The sequence below is a fragment of the Clostridium sp. Marseille-QA1073 genome, from assembly GCF_054863625.1.
This window is the reverse complement of record NZ_JBSVQM010000007.1, coordinates 134,762-151,070: the sequence shown is the minus strand read 5'-3', so window position 1 is coordinate 151,070 and position 16,309 is coordinate 134,762. Positions and strand designations below refer to the sequence as shown.

General features: G+C 27.7%; 17 protein-coding genes. 12 read left to right on the top strand and 5 right to left on the bottom strand.

The window, feature by feature from the left end; genetic code table 11:
* Positions 1-5: 5 nt before the first annotated feature.
* The 3 genes from yaaA to dnaA form a co-directional block, all read right to left on the bottom strand.
* The gene (gene yaaA / locus ACY1IQ_RS08655; RefSeq protein WP_461613569.1) at positions 6-212 is read right to left on the bottom strand and encodes a S4 domain-containing protein YaaA; all 207 of its coding nucleotides are present in this window, start codon (positions 210-212) and stop codon (positions 6-8) included.
* A 17-nt stretch (positions 213-229) separates the two neighbouring features.
* Positions 230-1,330 carry a DNA polymerase III subunit beta gene (gene dnaN / locus ACY1IQ_RS08650; RefSeq protein ID WP_461613568.1) on the bottom strand — a complete coding sequence of 367 codons (1,101 nt, stop codon included), beginning with the start codon at positions 1,328-1,330 and terminating at the stop codon, positions 230-232.
* 259 nt (positions 1,331-1,589) lie between these two features.
* A complete protein-coding gene (gene dnaA, locus ACY1IQ_RS08645) occupies positions 1,590-2,939 on the bottom strand; it encodes a chromosomal replication initiator protein DnaA (RefSeq protein ID WP_461613567.1) in 1,350 nt (449 codons plus the stop codon).
* A gap of 611 nt (positions 2,940-3,550) precedes the next feature.
* Between dnaA and rpmH the strand changes: the two genes are divergently transcribed.
* The 12 genes from rpmH to ACY1IQ_RS08585 all read left to right on the top strand — a co-directional run bounded on the left by rpmH (position 3,551) and on the right by ACY1IQ_RS08585 (position 13,437).
* Positions 3,551-3,685, top strand: a complete 135-nt coding sequence (gene rpmH / locus ACY1IQ_RS08640; protein WP_039634440.1) for a 50S ribosomal protein L34 — start codon at positions 3,551-3,553, stop codon at positions 3,683-3,685.
* Positions 3,686-3,739: 54 nt separating this feature from the next.
* Positions 3,740-4,105, top strand: coding sequence for a ribonuclease P protein component (gene rnpA, locus ACY1IQ_RS08635; protein ID WP_461613566.1), 366 nt, complete (start codon positions 3,740-3,742; stop codon positions 4,103-4,105).
* The gene (gene yidD / locus ACY1IQ_RS08630; RefSeq protein WP_461613565.1) at positions 4,074-4,286 is read left to right on the top strand and encodes a membrane protein insertion efficiency factor YidD; all 213 of its coding nucleotides are present in this window, start codon (positions 4,074-4,076) and stop codon (positions 4,284-4,286) included. The genes rnpA and yidD overlap by 32 nt, the downstream gene beginning before the upstream one ends.
* A gap of 30 nt (positions 4,287-4,316) precedes the next feature.
* Positions 4,317-4,967 (top strand): membrane protein insertase YidC, encoded by a 651-nt coding sequence (gene yidC, locus ACY1IQ_RS08625; protein ID WP_461613564.1) that lies wholly within the window; start codon positions 4,317-4,319, stop codon positions 4,965-4,967.
* A gap of 67 nt (positions 4,968-5,034) precedes the next feature.
* Entirely contained in the window at positions 5,035-5,661 is a 627-nt protein-coding gene (jag, locus tag ACY1IQ_RS08620; protein ID WP_461613563.1) for an RNA-binding cell elongation regulator Jag/EloR, read from the top strand.
* A gap of 358 nt (positions 5,662-6,019) precedes the next feature.
* Positions 6,020-7,396 (top strand): tRNA uridine-5-carboxymethylaminomethyl(34) synthesis GTPase MnmE, encoded by a 1,377-nt coding sequence (mnmE, locus tag ACY1IQ_RS08615; RefSeq protein WP_461613562.1) that lies wholly within the window; start codon positions 6,020-6,022, stop codon positions 7,394-7,396.
* Positions 7,397-7,404: 8 nt separating this feature from the next.
* Positions 7,405-9,306: a tRNA uridine-5-carboxymethylaminomethyl(34) synthesis enzyme MnmG gene (gene mnmG / locus ACY1IQ_RS08610; protein WP_461613561.1), complete on the top strand. Its 1,902-nt coding sequence runs from the start codon at positions 7,405-7,407 to the stop codon at positions 9,304-9,306.
* Between the two features lie 20 nt (positions 9,307-9,326).
* Complete coding sequence (rsmG, locus tag ACY1IQ_RS08605; RefSeq protein ID WP_461613560.1) at positions 9,327-10,046, top strand: 16S rRNA (guanine(527)-N(7))-methyltransferase RsmG; 720 nt, start codon at positions 9,327-9,329, stop codon at positions 10,044-10,046.
* A gap of 111 nt (positions 10,047-10,157) precedes the next feature.
* Positions 10,158-10,937 (top strand): ParB/RepB/Spo0J family partition protein, encoded by a 780-nt coding sequence (locus tag ACY1IQ_RS08600; protein WP_461613559.1) that lies wholly within the window; start codon positions 10,158-10,160, stop codon positions 10,935-10,937.
* Between the two features lie 335 nt (positions 10,938-11,272).
* The gene (locus ACY1IQ_RS08595; protein WP_461613558.1) at positions 11,273-12,046 is read left to right on the top strand and encodes a ParA family protein; all 774 of its coding nucleotides are present in this window, start codon (positions 11,273-11,275) and stop codon (positions 12,044-12,046) included.
* On the top strand, positions 12,046-12,897 hold the full coding sequence (locus ACY1IQ_RS08590) for a ParB/RepB/Spo0J family partition protein (RefSeq protein WP_461613557.1): 852 nt from the start codon (positions 12,046-12,048) through the stop codon (positions 12,895-12,897). Before ACY1IQ_RS08595 ends, ACY1IQ_RS08590 begins: the two co-directional genes overlap by 1 nt.
* Before the next feature lie 36 nt (positions 12,898-12,933).
* Positions 12,934-13,437, top strand: coding sequence for a DUF4446 family protein (locus ACY1IQ_RS08585; RefSeq protein ID WP_461613556.1), 504 nt, complete (start codon positions 12,934-12,936; stop codon positions 13,435-13,437).
* Between the two features lie 847 nt (positions 13,438-14,284).
* Here ACY1IQ_RS08585 and yyaC read toward each other — a convergent pair.
* A complete protein-coding gene (gene yyaC, locus ACY1IQ_RS08580; RefSeq protein WP_461613555.1) occupies positions 14,285-14,899 on the bottom strand; it encodes a spore protease YyaC in 615 nt (204 codons plus the stop codon).
* 217 nt (positions 14,900-15,116) lie between these two features.
* Positions 15,117-16,265 carry an aminotransferase class V-fold PLP-dependent enzyme gene (locus tag ACY1IQ_RS08575; RefSeq protein ID WP_461613554.1) on the bottom strand — a complete coding sequence of 383 codons (1,149 nt, stop codon included), beginning with the start codon at positions 16,263-16,265 and terminating at the stop codon, positions 15,117-15,119.
* Positions 16,266-16,309 lie beyond the last annotated feature (44 nt).

Here is a 16,309-nt window from a genome sequence, read left to right as displayed (position 1 = left end):
GTTAGCTAAACTACTTTATATTGTTCACCTTGAAACTCAACTATATAGCCCTTATAAAGTTTCTTTCCTCTTTGAACCTCTACTTTATCATTGACTTTAACTTCTCCATTTTGTATGAAGAATTTAGCTTCCGATCCTAGTGAACAGGCACCAGTAAATTTTAAAAATGAATCAAGTTTTATGAATTCAGTATTTATTTTAACTTCTACCATTTCGCACCTTACCTTAATTAATATTTAACTCTAACTGGAAGTAATAAATATGTGCAATTATCTTTATCCTTGTTTTTTACAATACATGGACTTACTGCACTAGATAATTCCATTATAATTTCCTCTTCATCCATATTTTTAAATATATCAATAAGATATTTTGAGTTAAATGCAGTTTTTAAAGTTTCTCCTTGCAATAAAATAGAAACTTCTTCTCTAGCTTTTCCCAATTGAGAATTAGAGGTCACTATTAAGGTGTCTTCTTGAATATCTAATTTTACTAAATTTGTGTTTCCATCTTTAGCCATTAGAGAAGCTCTTTCTATACAACTTAAAATTTCATCTTTCTTAACAGTAACTCTCAACTTATATTCTTGAGGAATTATTGAACTATACTTTATAAATTCTCCCTCTAAAAGTCTTGATATAACTTTAGTATTGCCAAAATTAAATAAAATATGGTTTGGGGTAAATGTTATTTTTACAGGTTCTTCACTGTCTTCTAGTATTTTTGAAACCTCATTTAATGTTTTTCCTGGTATTACAGCTTCTTTATTATAGTCATAGTCTATATTTTCACTTCTAAAGGCAACTCTAAAACCATCAAGAGCTACTAAGTTTAGCTTATTTTCTTTAAGCTCAAACAAAACTCCTGTTAATATTGGTCGTGTCTCATCTTGAGCTGCAGCAAAAATAGTACCCTTTATCATATTTTTAAGAGTTTTTTGAGGTATTGTAAAGATCATATCTTCATCTATAGATGGCAGCAATGGGTAGTCAGTAGCATTCATATGTATTAAATTAACACAAGACTTTTCACAATTTATTTCTATGGTATTGTCATCTATAGAAGTAATTTCAATTTCTGCATTTGGAAGTTTTCTTATTATTTCTCCAAAAAGTCTAGAATCAATAACTATAGAACCTTCTTCTATAACTTCGACATCTATTTTTGTTTCTATACAAACATCTATGTCTGAACCAATAAGTGTTAATGTATTTTTATACGCACTAATGTATATTCCTTGTAATATTTGCATTGTGGATTTTCCAGTTATAGCTTTTTGTACATTTGATATTGCTTCTTGAAGCAGATTTTTTTCAGTTATAAATTTCATTATTTAGTAACCTCCTTATTAACAACTTACGTTGTGTATAGAATAGCTTAGATAATATAAAAAAACTAGTAGTAATAGTAGTAGGGGCTGTGAGTATGTGGATAACCCCTATGAACCTATAAAACAACTCAAAAATAAGATAAAAATAATTGTGGATAAATTCATTGAAAAAAATATATTTATCCACAATGTTAACAAATTTATTATATTATATTTTTTATCCACATAGTTAATTAATTTTATTAATAACAGATGTTAATTATTTTTGATTAATCTTTTTAGTTAGCTCAGTTACTGTATTTTGTAGGTTTTCATCCTTTTTTAAGCTTTGAGATATTTTTTCATAAGCATGGATAACAGTAGTATGATCTCTACCACCAAACTCTTCTCCTATTTTAGGAAGAGAAGTGTCAGTAAGCTTTCTACAGAGATACATAGCAATTTGTCTCGGAAAAGCAACATTTCTAGTTCTTCTAGAAGATTTAAAATCTTCTATCTTTAAATTATAATAACTTGAAACTATATCTTGAATTAGTTCTATTGTAATTTGCCTAGTATTTCTGCTAGAGATTATATCCTTTAAAGCTTCTGCTGCTAAATCTACGTTTATTTCTCTATTAGTTAATGAAGAGTAGGCCACTATTCTTATAAGTGCTCCTTCAAGTTCTCTAATATTTGACTTTATTTGAGTTGCAATATATACCATTACTTCATTAGGTATGTTTAAATTTTCTACATCAGCTTTTTTCTTTAAAATAGCAATTCTTGTTTCAAAATCTGGTGCTTGTATATCTGCAATAAGTCCCCATTCAAATCTTGAGCGCAATCTGTCCTCTAACGTAGGAATTTCCTTTGGCGGTCTATCGCTGGATAATATAATTTGTTTATTTGCTTCGTAAAGAGCATTAAAAGTATGGAAGAATTCTTCTTGTGTACGCTCTTTCCCAGCTATAAATTGAATATCGTCAATTAAAAGTACATCTACATTTCTATATTTATTTCTAAAATCTACGTTTTTATCATCTTTAATAGAATTTATAAGTTCATTAGTAAATTTTTCAGAGGATACATATACGACTTTAGATTTTGAATTTACATTTTGTATGTAATGGCCAATAGCGTGCATTAAGTGAGTTTTACCAAGTCCAACTCCTCCATATATAAACAATGGATTATATGCTTTCGCAGGAGATTCTGCAACCGCTAGTGAAGCTGCATGAGCAAATCTATTGCTATTTCCAATAACGAAAGAATCAAAAGTGTACTTAGGATTTAATATAGCCGACATTTCATCATTTACTACTAATGTAGGTTTTTGCTCTTCTTGTTTCTTAGAAGCATCTTTTTCAATTGCTTCTTCAGATATAATAAAAAAATCGATATTATATGTTTTGCTAGAAACAGATTTAACAGAATTTATAATTAAATCCTTATATCTATTTTCTAATATATCCTTTGTGAAATTATTAGGAACACCTAATCTTAAATTACTATCTTCTAGCGATATAGGTTCAATACTCTTTATCCAAGTATTAAAACTAACTTCTGTAAGTTCCCCTTTGAGAGTGTTCAAGGTTTTTTCCCATAATTCCTTCACTTGGGTGTTCATCTCCTATTCCTATCCTCCAGTCTAATGAATTTATTTTTATATATTTAACAGAAAAATTAATTAATAGAAAAATTAATTTTCACATATATTTAACAAAAAATAAACAACTTTATTAACAGGTGAATATTATTATTTAAAGTTGTTGACAATTTTAGATAAAATTATTCACCTGTTAATAACTTATTATAAAAATAAAAAATATGAAAAGTTATTAACAGTGTTAGTAAAATAACTATTCACAATAAGTAAAATTGTATAAAATAAGATAAAAAGTCAAAAATATAATAGTAAATACCACTATTTTATAAAAAAGAAACAAGTTATGCACAAAGTTATCAACAGGCTGTGTATAACTTTTACTATTCAGAAGTTATTAACAGGTCTTATTACATGATATCAAAATCTAATATTGTATTCAAGAAGTTATCCACAAAAAGTAAATTATATAATTGAAAAATATCAACAATAAAGTAGAAGAAACTCGGATTTTTTGTGATTATAGTCATCTTGACATTAGAAGGTTGTAAATATATAATCTAATAGTAAAACCATAAAATAGTGATACTATAATTGCTATAAATTATTTAATCGAAAGAAGGGGGTGTACGCACATGTTCATGACATACCAACCTAAAAAAAGACAAAGAAAAAAAGAACATGGATTCAGAAAAAGAATGAAAACTAAGTCTGGAAGAAACGTTTTACAAAGAAGAAGACTTAAAGGAAGAAAAAGATTGACAGCATAAGGGCCGCTAATGTGGCCTTTTTCTGCAATTGCAGGAAAAAAGGAGCAGTTGATAATGAAGTTAGATAGAATACGAAAGAATCCTGAATTTAGGTTAGTATATAGAAGAGGAAAGTCTTACTCGAACTCAATACTAGTATTATACGTTTTTAAAAACTATAAAAACAATAATATTAATAGGATAGGAATTTCGGTTAGTAAAAAAGTAGGTAAGAGTGTAATTAGAAGTAGAGTTAAGAGACTTATAAGCGAAAGTTACAGATTGAATAAAGATAATTTAAAGCAGGGATATGATTTTGTTTTTGTCGCTAGAGCTGCTTCAAAAGATAAAAGTTATAAAGATGTAGAAAAAGCTGTAAAAGATTTATTCAGAAAAAGTGGTTTATATAATGTTGAAAAAAATATTAATAAATCTAATTAGATTTTATAGAAAATACATATCTCCTTTAAAAAGACCTTGTTGTATATATACGCCTACTTGTTCTCAGTATGCTATAGAGGCTATAGAAAAATATGGTGCTTTAAGAGGTGGATATATGGCGATAAAGAGAATATTACGATGCCATCCTTTTCATGAGGGTGGATATGACCCAGTTAAATAATAACTACACTATAATTAGGAGGGTACTATTTTGAAAGAATGGTTAGCAGGAATTTTAGGAAAATTCTTTTATTTTCTATATGATATAATTTCGGCAGGTATAACTGATAAAAATATATCTGTTGGGTTAACTATTATATTATTTACTATTGTAGTTAAATTGTTTTTACTTCCACTTAGTATTAAGCAAACTAAGTCCTCAGTAAAAATGACTGAGATACAACCAAAGGCTAAAGAAATACAAGACAAATATAAAAATGATCCGCAAAGAGCTCAGCAAGAAGTTATGAAGCTTTATAAAGAAGAAGGGGTAAACCCTATGGGAGGATGTTTACCATTACTTATTCAATTCCCTATATTAATTGCGTTATTCTATGTATTTAGTACATTAAATTATCAGGGAGCTTCATTTTTATGGGTGCCAGCTCTAGATAAGCCAGATCCATATTATATATTACCAATATTATCAACTATAACTACATATTTATCATCTAAGGCTATGCAGCCAGCAGGAAATAGCGAAGCTGCAAAGAAGACTTCTTCAATGAATATTGGTATGGCGATTTTCTTTGGAATTATGAGTTTGAATTTTCAGGCAGCCTTAGTTTTATATTGGGTAGTAAATAACTTACTTCAGTTAGCACAAACCTTAGCATTAAAGCCTAAGAAAAATGTTACGTAATATGTTTATAACTAGAAAATAGTTAATATATATGCCTATTAAATTTAGAAAGGCGGTGTCATAGGGAATGAAATGTATTGAGATGACGGGGAAAACCACAGATGATGCTATTAAAAATGCACTACAAGAATTAAACTTAACAGAGGATAAAGTAACAGTAGAAATATTAGAAGAAGGAAGCAAAGGTTTTTTAAATATAATAGGAGTTAAACCTGCAAGAGTTAGAGTAACTATTAAGAGAGATCGTATTTATGAAGCTAAAAACTTTTTAAGAGAAGTTTTAGAATCAATGAATATGAAAGCTGAAATTAGAGTAAAAGAAGAAAATGATGAGATTAGAATTAACTTAATTGGACCTAATATGGGAATTTTAATAGGTTATAGAGGAGAAACTCTAGATTCTCTTCAATATTTAGTTAGCTTAGTTGTAAATAAAGATCATGATGAAGAGTATAAGAGAGTTATACTAGATACTGAAAATTACAGATATAACAGACAAGAAACTTTAAAAAGACTTGCTGGAAAAATGGCTAACAAAGTTAAGTTAAGTGGAAAAACGTTAAAACTTGAGCCTATGAACCCATATGAAAGAAGAGTAATACATTCAGCTCTTCAAAATGACCCAAACGTAAAGACTTATAGTGAGGGCGAAGAGCCTAAAAGAAGAGTAGTAATTGAGTTAAAGAAAGCCTAAGGGCTTTCTTTTTAGTTCTATAAGAAAAATAAAGATTAATGTATATTCAATAAATTAGAGAAGTTTACATAACATCTTTTATTGATCTTTAAGTAAAAATTAATATAAGATTTATATATTTAAAATTTTAGAGTTTAAGATTACAATAAGATAATTATTAATAATATCATAGAATTAATTTAGAAATATTCATTGTCTAACTTTTAATTTGTAATTAGAGCATGACTTTGTCATGCTTTTTATAATATAGTATAATGTTTTTATTTTATTTGTATTTTAGGATAAAATAAGAAATAGTAGTTTGATAATATTACGTATGTATTAAAGATAGATTTAAATCAAAGGAGGTATAGAATAGATGAAAGAGTTTGATACAATAGCTGCGGTAGCTACTACTGTTGGAGAAGGCGGAGTATCTATAATTAGAGTTTCAGGTGATAATTCGCTTAAAATAGTTAGCTCTATTTTTGAGGGAAAAAATAAAAGGGGATTAGATGATATAAAATCTTATACTATGAGATATGGTCACATCGTTGATAAGGATAAAAATCATATAGATGAAGTTATTGTAAGTTATATGAAAGGACCTAGGAGTTTTACAGCGGAAGATGTTGTAGAAATAAATTGTCATGGTGGTATAATTGCTACTAATAGGGTTATGCAAGAAGTTTTAAAAGCTGGAGCTAGAATGGCTGAACCAGGCGAATTTTCTAAAAGGGCCTTCTTAAATGGAAGGATAGATTTAAGTCAAGCAGAAGCTATAGTTGATATTATAAATGCTAAAACTGAACTTAGTATGAAATCTGCTCTTATGCAAAGTGAGGGTGGAATTTCCAAGGAAATAGAAGTATTAAGAAATGATCTATTATCTACGATTGCCCACATAGAGGCTACTGTAGATTATCCTGAAGATGATTTAGAGGAAGTTACTGCAGATATGGCAGTTGTGAAATTAAATGAAGTATTATTAACTATAAATAATCTTTTAGATACAGCTGATGAAGGAAAAATTTTGAGAGAAGGCTTAAATACGGTAATAGTAGGAAAGCCTAATGTAGGTAAATCATCATTATTAAATGCACTAACAAAGGAAAATAGAGCAATAGTTACAGATATACCAGGAACTACTAGAGATGTTATAGAGGAATATATAAACATTAGTGGAGTACCTATTAAAATAATTGATACAGCTGGAATAAGAGAAACAGAAGATTTGGTAGAAAAAATAGGTGTTGAAAAATCTAAAGAAAAAATAAATGAAGCAGACCTTATAATATTAATATTAGATAATAGTAGAGCTATAGAGGAAGAAGATAAGGAAATTATAGAATATATAAAAGATAAAAAATACATTGTACTATTAAATAAAATTGATTTAGATGGTAAAATAAATAAAGATGATTTAATAGGCTTAAATTCTGATTATATATTTAATGTTTCCATAAAAACTGGAGAAAATATTGAAAAGATAAAAGAGTGTATAAAGGAGCTTTTCTTTAAGGGTGAAATAGCTACTAATGATATAATAATAACTAATACTAGGCATAAGGAAGCATTATTTAGAGCTAAAGAAAATATTGAGAGCGCTATTGATGCACTTAAGAATACCTTTGCAATTGATTTAGCGTCTATAGATATTAGAAATGCCTGGACAATTTTAGGTCAAATAACAGGAAATACTTTAGAGGAAAACATAATTGATAAGATATTTTCAGAATTTTGTTTAGGAAAGTAGGTGACTTTATGAAATATTTGGCTGGAGATTTTGATGTTATAGTAATTGGAGCTGGTCATGCAGGCTGTGAAGCAGCACTTGCTACAGCAAGAATGGGATGCAAAACTTTAATGTGTACTATGAATTTAGAAAGTGTTGCTTTTATGCCATGTAATCCTAATATTGGTGGTACAGCTAAAGGACACTTAGTTAGAGAAATTGATGCATTAGGCGGAGAAATGGGTATAAATATAGATTATACTTATATTCAATCAAGAATGTTGAATACCTCTAAAGGTCCAGCAGTTCATTCTTTAAGGGCTCAAGCGGATAAAAAAAGATACTCTGAAAGAATGAAAAATGTTGTAGAAAATCAAGATAATTTATATTTAAAACAACTTGAAGTTATAAGTATAGATGTAGAGAATAACAAGGTTAAAGGTGTCTTAACAAAATTTGGAGCGTATTTTACTTGTAAGGCGTTAATTTTGACTACAGGAACCTATTTAAAATCTACTGTAATTGTAGGTGATATAAGTTATAATGAAGGACCAAGTGGTCTTTATCCATCAAATCATCTTTCACAATGTCTATTAGATTTAGGCATTTCTTTAAGGAGATTTAAAACAGGAACTCCTGCTAGAATAAATAGACGTTCAGTAGATTTTTCTAAGATGGAAGAACAAAAAGGAGATGAGAAGGTTGTACCTTTCTCTTTCATGAGCGAAAATATAGAAAGAGAGCAAGTAGATTGTTATTTGACATATACAAATAATAAAACTCATGAAGTAATAATGAAAAATATACATAGATCTCCATTATATAATGGTTCAATTCATAGTACAGGACCTAGATATTGTCCATCAATTGAAGATAAAGTTATGAGGTTCCGGGATAAGGAGAGGCATCAAATTTTTATTGAACCTGAAGGAGAAAGTACAGAGGAGATGTACGTTCAAGGTATGAGTAGTTCATTACCAGAAGATGTACAAATAGAAATGCTTAAGACTATTCCAGGTCTTGAAAATGTTGAAATGATGAGAACAGCTTATGCTATAGAATATGATTGTATAGATCCTACTCAGTTAAAACTTTCATTAGAGTTTAAACATTTAGATGGATTTTTTTCAGCAGGTCAAGTTAATGGAAGTTCAGGATATGAAGAGGCAGCAGGACAAGGTATTATAGCTGGTATCAATGCTGTGTTGAAGATAAGAGGAGAAGAGCCATTAATATTAAAACGTTCAGATGCATATATAGGTGTATTAATAGATGATTTAATTACAAAAGGTACTAATGAACCATATAGAATGATGACTTCACGCTCAGAGTATAGACTTTTATTAAGACAAGATAATGCAGATTTAAGACTTACAGAGATGGGATATAAAGTAGGGCTTGTAACAGACGATAGGTATAATAAGTTCATAACAAAAAAAGAACAAATTGAAAATGAGGTTGAAAGATTAAAAAATCTTCAAATTACTAATAAAAAAGAAGTAATAGAGTTTTTAGATACTAAAGGATCAGCTCCACTTAAAAAGCCTATAAGTTTTTATGAGTTAATTAAACGTTCAGAACTTGATTATTATATAGTTGCTGAATTAGATCCTGAAAGACCTAAGCTTTCCTATGCAGTTACAGAGCAAGTAAATATAATTTCAAAATATGAGGGTTATATTGAAAAACAACTTGAACAAATAGCTCAATTTAAAAAATTTGAAAATAAGTTTTTACCTGAAGATATAGACTATGATAAAGTAAAAGGTCTTAGAATTGAAGCAATGCAAAAGTTAAATAAAATAAGACCTGTAAATATAGGGCAGGCGTCAAGAATTTCAGGAGTATCACCAGCAGATATTTCAGTTTTAATGATTTATCTTGAACAAAGAAATAGATTAAAGAACCAAGAAGAAAATAAAACTGAATAGCTATATATGGAGGGATAATCATGAAATATTACAATATATTAGAAGAAGCAAGTAATAATGAACATTTAAGTTTTGACGAAGATAAATATAATAAATTTATGCTCTACAAAGACATGATTAAGGAATGGAATGAAAAAATAAATTTAACTGCCATTACAGAGGATGATGAAATAATAAAAAAGCATTTTATTGACTCTATAAAGGTATTTAAAATAGATGAATTAAAAGATGCTAAACGAATAATAGATATAGGCACAGGTGGAGGATTTCCAGGAATACCTATGAAAATTATAAATCCTAAATGTGAAATGGTTCTTTTAGATTCATTAAATAAAAGAATTAACTTTTTAAATGAGGTTATAAGAGAACTAAAGCTTGAAAATATAGAAGCAATACATGGAAGGGCAGAAGACTTTGTAAAACAGAATAATTACAGAGAAAGTTTTGATGCCGTAGTTTCTAGGGCAGTGGCTAACCTTACTGTTTTAAGTGAATTTTGTCTTCCATATGTAAAAATAGGAGGGTATTTTGTAGCATTAAAAGGGCCAGCTATTGAAGAAGAGATGAATGATGCTAAAAATGCTTTAAAAATATTAGGGGGAGAAGTCGAAAGAATAGAGGAAGTAACAATAGAAGGTAGCGATTTAAATCATAATTTAGTAGTAATAAAGAAATTTAAGGAGACTCCTAAAAAATATCCTCGAAAAGCAGGTATGGTAACAAAGAATCCACTAAGATAATGTAAAAATATGGTATAAACTTCTTTGTAAAAATACACAAAAAAAGAAGGGTTTTTTAAAATAAAAAGAGAATTGTAAATATGAGGAAAAAAATAGAGGGATGGGTTTACTATGGAAAAAAATGTAACTTATATTTCTACGGAACTAATTTCACCAAATAAATATCAACCAAGACAAGTGTTTAATGATGAGACTATAGAAGAATTAGCTCAATCTATTAAAGCATACGGAATTATACAGCCATTATCAGTTAGAAAAAACCATGACAATACATATGAGTTGGTAGCAGGTGAAAGAAGATTAAGAGCTGCTAAAAAAATAGGGTTAACAGAAGTACCAGCAATAATAATTGAAATAAGTGATGAGGACTCTGCAGCTATTGCCCTTTTAGAAAATCTACAAAGAGAAGATCTAAATTTCTATGAGGAAGCAGTTGCATATTACAACTTAATTCAAGACCATTCTTATACTCAAGATCAATTAGCTCAAATAATAGGTAAAAAGCAATCAACGATTGCTAATAAACTTAGAATACTTAAGTTAGATAAAGAACTAATTGATAAAATTATAAAAAATAAATTAACGGAGCGTCATGCTAGAGCATTACTTAAATTGCCAGATTTAGATCTTCAGAAAGCTGTACTAGATATGGTTATAGAAAAAGGTTTAAATGTAAGTAAAACAGAGCAGTTGATAGATAGAGAATTATTAAAGTTATCACAGCAAGAAATAGCGGCTGATGGAAAGAAGAGAATAAAAGGTATATTTAATGCTAAGATATATGTAAATACTATTAAACAAGTATTTGATAAATATGGAATAGATGCTAAATATAGATCAAAGGAATTAGATGATAGTATTCAAGTAACAATTACTATACAAAAAAAATAATAGTAAAAGAATGTTTCATGTGAAACATTCTTTTTTGCTTTTAAATTTATTAATGTAATTAAAGTACTCTATCAAAGTTTTATAATAGCTTATTAATAAAAATTATTAAGATTATTTTCATTATACATTGATAATAAGTGTAAGTTTTTATATAGCATTTTTCAAAGAATAAGTTTTATAAAGTAAAGTTATGGAAAAAACAATTACAAATATCTATTTATATAAGAAATTTATATAAAAATTTTAAATAAGACTTTTATTGTATTTTATATACATATATAATTACATATATAAAGTCAAATTACATAGCGGCTTTTAGAATGGGGGTATTAGCTATGAAAGTTATATGTGTATTTAATCAAAAGGGTGGCGTTGGAAAAACAACTACTAATATTAATCTTTGTTCTTACTTAGCGATGCATGGCAATAAAATACTAGCAATAGATATAGACCCTCAAGGGAATACTACAAGTGGATTAGGTTTTGATAAAAGGAAATTAGAATTATCTATGCATGATGTATTAACTACTGATATTTCATTAAATAAAATAATTAAAAAATGTGATTTGGTAGATAATTTTTATATAGCACCATCAACTATGACTTTAGCAGGTGCAGAGGTTGAGTTGATTAACAAGACTAGTAGAGAAACGATTTTAAAGAAAAAAATAAAAGAGTTAGAAGAAGATTTTGATTATGTATTTATAGACTGTCCACCATCATTAGGATTATTAACTATAAATGCACTAACTGCATCTGATAGTGTGTTAATTCCTATTCAATGTGAATTTTATGCTTTAGAAGGTGTAGGACAACTTATGAATACTGTTGAACTGATAAAAAAATCTTTAAACAAAAAACTCCAAATAGAAGGAGTTATTTTAAGCATGTATGATAGCAGAACAAAGTTAAGTAATGAAGTTGTTGCTGAAGTAAAAAAATATTTTGGAGATAAGGTTTATGAAACTTCAATTCCTAGAAATATTAGATTAGCTGAATCACCAAGTTTTGGATTACCAATAATGCTATATGATGACAAGTGCAAAGGAGCTGAAGCATTCGAAAAATTGGCAAAAGAATTTTTGTCAAAGCAAAGGAGTGATAAATAGTGGCAAAAAAATCTGCTTTAGGAAAGGGGCTCAGTGCACTTATTCCAGAAAACATTGAAGAAGAAGTTTTTGATGAAAAAGCTATTACTACAATTTCTATGAATCTTATAAGACCTGATAAAGAACAACCAAGGAAAAATTTTGATCCTGATAAAATTCTAGAGCTTTCAGAATCTATAAAACAGCATGGAGTAATACAACCTATTATATTAAGAAAAGAAAATGATACTTATGTTATAGTAGCAGGAGAAAGAAGATGGAGAGCTGCAAAAACTCTAGGATTAAAAGAAATTCCATCTATAATTATGGATTTAACTTCTAAAGAAGTTGTGGAAATATCTCTTATAGAAAATATAGTTAGAGAAGATTTAAATCCTATTGAAGAAGCATTAGCTTATAAAAGATTAATAAAAGAATATAATCTAACACAAGAAGAAATAAGTAAAAAAATATCTAAATCGAGAAGTGCAATTGCTAACTGTATGAGATTATTAAATTTAGATAATAGAGTTCAACAATATATAATTGAAGGAGTAATTTCAGAAGGGCATGGAAGGGCTATACTTGCTATTGAGGATAAAAATCTTCAATATGAAATTTCACAAAAAGTTATAGATGAAGAACTTAATGTAAGACAAACTGAAAAGTATATAAAAAATTATTCAATAGAAAAGAAAAAAAGAGTTGATAAAAATTTAAATCCTTATTATAAGGATCTAGCAAGTAAATTAGAAAATTATTTTGATACAAAAGTAAGTATAAACTCTAAAAATAAGAATAAAGGCAAGATAGAAATTGAATATTATTCTGAAGAGGATCTACAACGGATTTTGGATTTGTTAAAGTTATAATGTTTCACATGAAACAATTAAGGAAGGATGAAGATAATGGACAGAATTATAAACTTTATCAGTGAGTATCAGTTATATATTACTCTAGGATTAATGGCATTAGTTACACTATTGATTATCTTATTAATTAATGCATTTATATCATTAAATAAGGTAGAAAAAAAATATAGAAGAATGATGAGAGGTGTTAATAATAAAAACCTTGAAGAACTATTATTAAGTTATCTTGATTCTATTGACGATATTAAAGAAAAGAATGACGAAGTAATAAAAATTTGCAATACAACTAAAGCATTAACTGAATCATGTATTCAAAAGGTAGCTATTATAAGATATAAAGCTTTTGAAAATATAGGTAGTGATTTAAGTTATTCAGTTGCTTTTTTAGATGCAAATAATAATGGAGTACTATTAACAAGTATTTATGGAAGAAATGAGAGCACTACATATGCAAAACCTATCGACAAAGGCATTTCAAGGTATGATTTATCAGAGGAAGAAGAGAGAGTATTACATCAAGCTATGAATACTAAAATTTAATAATAAGATGTCTTTAAGAATAATTAGTGATTAGTATTGTATCACATCATAAGATTAGAAATATAAACAATTATTATAGGCTTAGGATTTTATTTAATATAAAATATATTTATTATGTTGACTAATTATTTTCTATTATATGACTAAAAGGTTATTAGTTTTTTATCTAATAACCTTTTTATATATTATTGTTTCACATGAAACATAGTATATGGGTTATATAAATATACCACTTCTAAATTTAATCTATCTTTGAAAATAGTTAACACTTATTGGTATCGCCCCTAAAAGCACTAAATTCAAAATTCACAGTTCAAAATTTACAATTTCGGATATTTCTCAGTGGTAACTGAGAAATTTAGAATTAATTAACCGTAGCGACGAACAGTGTTCGCCATATATTATTGAATAAATATTAAACTGCAAGAAGTATTAAAAAGAACTGACGAACACTGTTCGCACCCACAATAAAACACTAGCAATTGTATTGCTAGTTAAAAATCCGTTAAAGAAGCTATTTCGATCAAAAATAACTTCCATATTAATTGTGTATTTTATATTGTAAATTAAAATACCATAGAGATAACATTAAGTTTTAAGGTAATTTATCTATAGTATGGTTTAGTTTATATAAGTATTGGATTACTGTTAATTTTAAATAAAATTAACAGTTTTTTAAATTATGGATAAATTTAATTTATAATAGAATGCAGAATTATTATATTGACAAGTTTTTAATAAAAATATAATTTCAAAAATATAAAATAAAAGAGTATGCAGCAGATGGAAATTAGGAGTTTCTTAGTATTAAGAAAATTTTATGGAATGCTACATACCCTTGATTTAACTATAGTTCAATCTTTTTTAAAACATCATTTATTTTATTTTTATCTTCTATACTAGAAAACTTTTTGCCGCCTATAGCTTTAAGAATGCAATGATAGATCCCGCTAGCTATAACATCAGCCAATTTCATAACTATATATAACCTTGTATTTTGAAGCACCATAAATTCAAGTGCTCCAGAAATATTTACTATTCCAGTTATACTTAAATCTCCTACTGCAGGTAAATCTTTATTAAGTGCAGAGCCAGGATTTAGAGGCTTTGATTCAATGATTACTTTACCTACATTAGATAGTGAACCAAGAGAGGCATCTACAGCTATAATAAAAGCATTTGGATATAATATATTAATATTTTCTATTGTTTCTACAAGATTTTTGGCATGAACAGGATTTTCTAAATTGCCATATATATGAACTTTATTTCTTACTAAAAATTTTAATTTTTCTCCTACTAGAGGTCCGAGGCTATCACCGGTTGATCTATCAGTACCAATACATAAAACTACAATATCTCTATTTAATTTAATTATTGGAATAATTTCTTTTATTAATGTTTCACGTATATTATATATACAATCATGAGATAAAGAATCAAATATCATTTTATTTACCATATACAACCCTCCTATTGTAATTATTACCAAAATAGGAATGTTATATACTTCAAATTCATATATATTTTTATTTAGGTATTTATTATGCTAGTCTATTTTATTGTAGATTTTTTATAAATAGTTGTTACAATTTATAAAAAGCAAAAGGAAGCTTTAGCTTCCCTTATTTGTATTAAAGTATTAAATTTTAATGCTCTATTTAAATTTGTTATAGAAATCATTTGATTATCTTATTAATACAATCTAAAGTATAATTTACGTCCTTTAAATCATTAAAATATCCAAAACTAAATCGAATAGAGCCATTAGGATAAGAACCTACTGCTTGATGTGCTAATGGAGCACAGTGAAGCCCTGTACGAGTTATAATGCCATATTCAGAATCTAATATAAATCCTAGTTCACTATTATCAATTTTTTTAGAGTTTAATGATATAGTTGAAGTCCTATTTTCTATATTTGGCTGACCATATATTGTTATGTCTTTCATACTTAATAAACCATCAATAAACTTATTTGTTAAATATTCCTCATGTTCTTTTATGGTGTTTAATCCTTCACTATTTATAAATTTAATACCTGCTAATAATCCAGCAATAGCTGGTGCATTCATAGTACCGCTTTCAAATTTATCTGGCATAAATTGAGGTTGATTAACACTTGAGGAAAGGCTTCCTGTACCGCCTTCAATTATTGAAATACATTCTGAGTTAAATTCATCATCAATTAAAAAGCCACCAATACCTTGAGGACCTAATAAACTTTTATGACCTGTAAAGGCTAATGCACTACAATATAAATTTTCAAAATTAACATCTATAGCTCCTGCACTTTGTGCGGAATCTACTATAAAGTAAATATTCTTTTCTTTACAGAGCTTTCCAATTTCATCTAAAGGTTGAATACTTCCTACTACATTGGAGGCATGAGATAAGATAATTAGTTTTGTGTTATTTTTAATTTTATTTTTTAGCTCTTCAATATTTATAAAACCATTTTGCGAAGCACCTATTATATCTAGTTCTATAATATTGTTTTCTTTTAATGTATGTAATGATCTTAAAGTACTATTATGATCCATAACAGAAGATATAACATGCCATCCTTTTTTTACAGAGCCCTTTATTAGCATATTAAGTGAGTATGTAATATTTGGTGTAAAAATGACATTTTCTATTTTATTAAAATTAAAAAATTCCATTAAAGCTTCTCTTGCTTCATAGATTATTTTATTTCCCATAAGTGATGAACTTGAAGCTCCTCTACCTACGTTAGAACCAATTTTAGTCATATAATTAAGCATAGCATTATATACGTTTTGTGGTTTAGGATGAGATGTTGCACCATTATCTAAATAAACTTTCATTCTATGACCTCCTAAAGAATAAGATATATTCATTATTTAAAAAG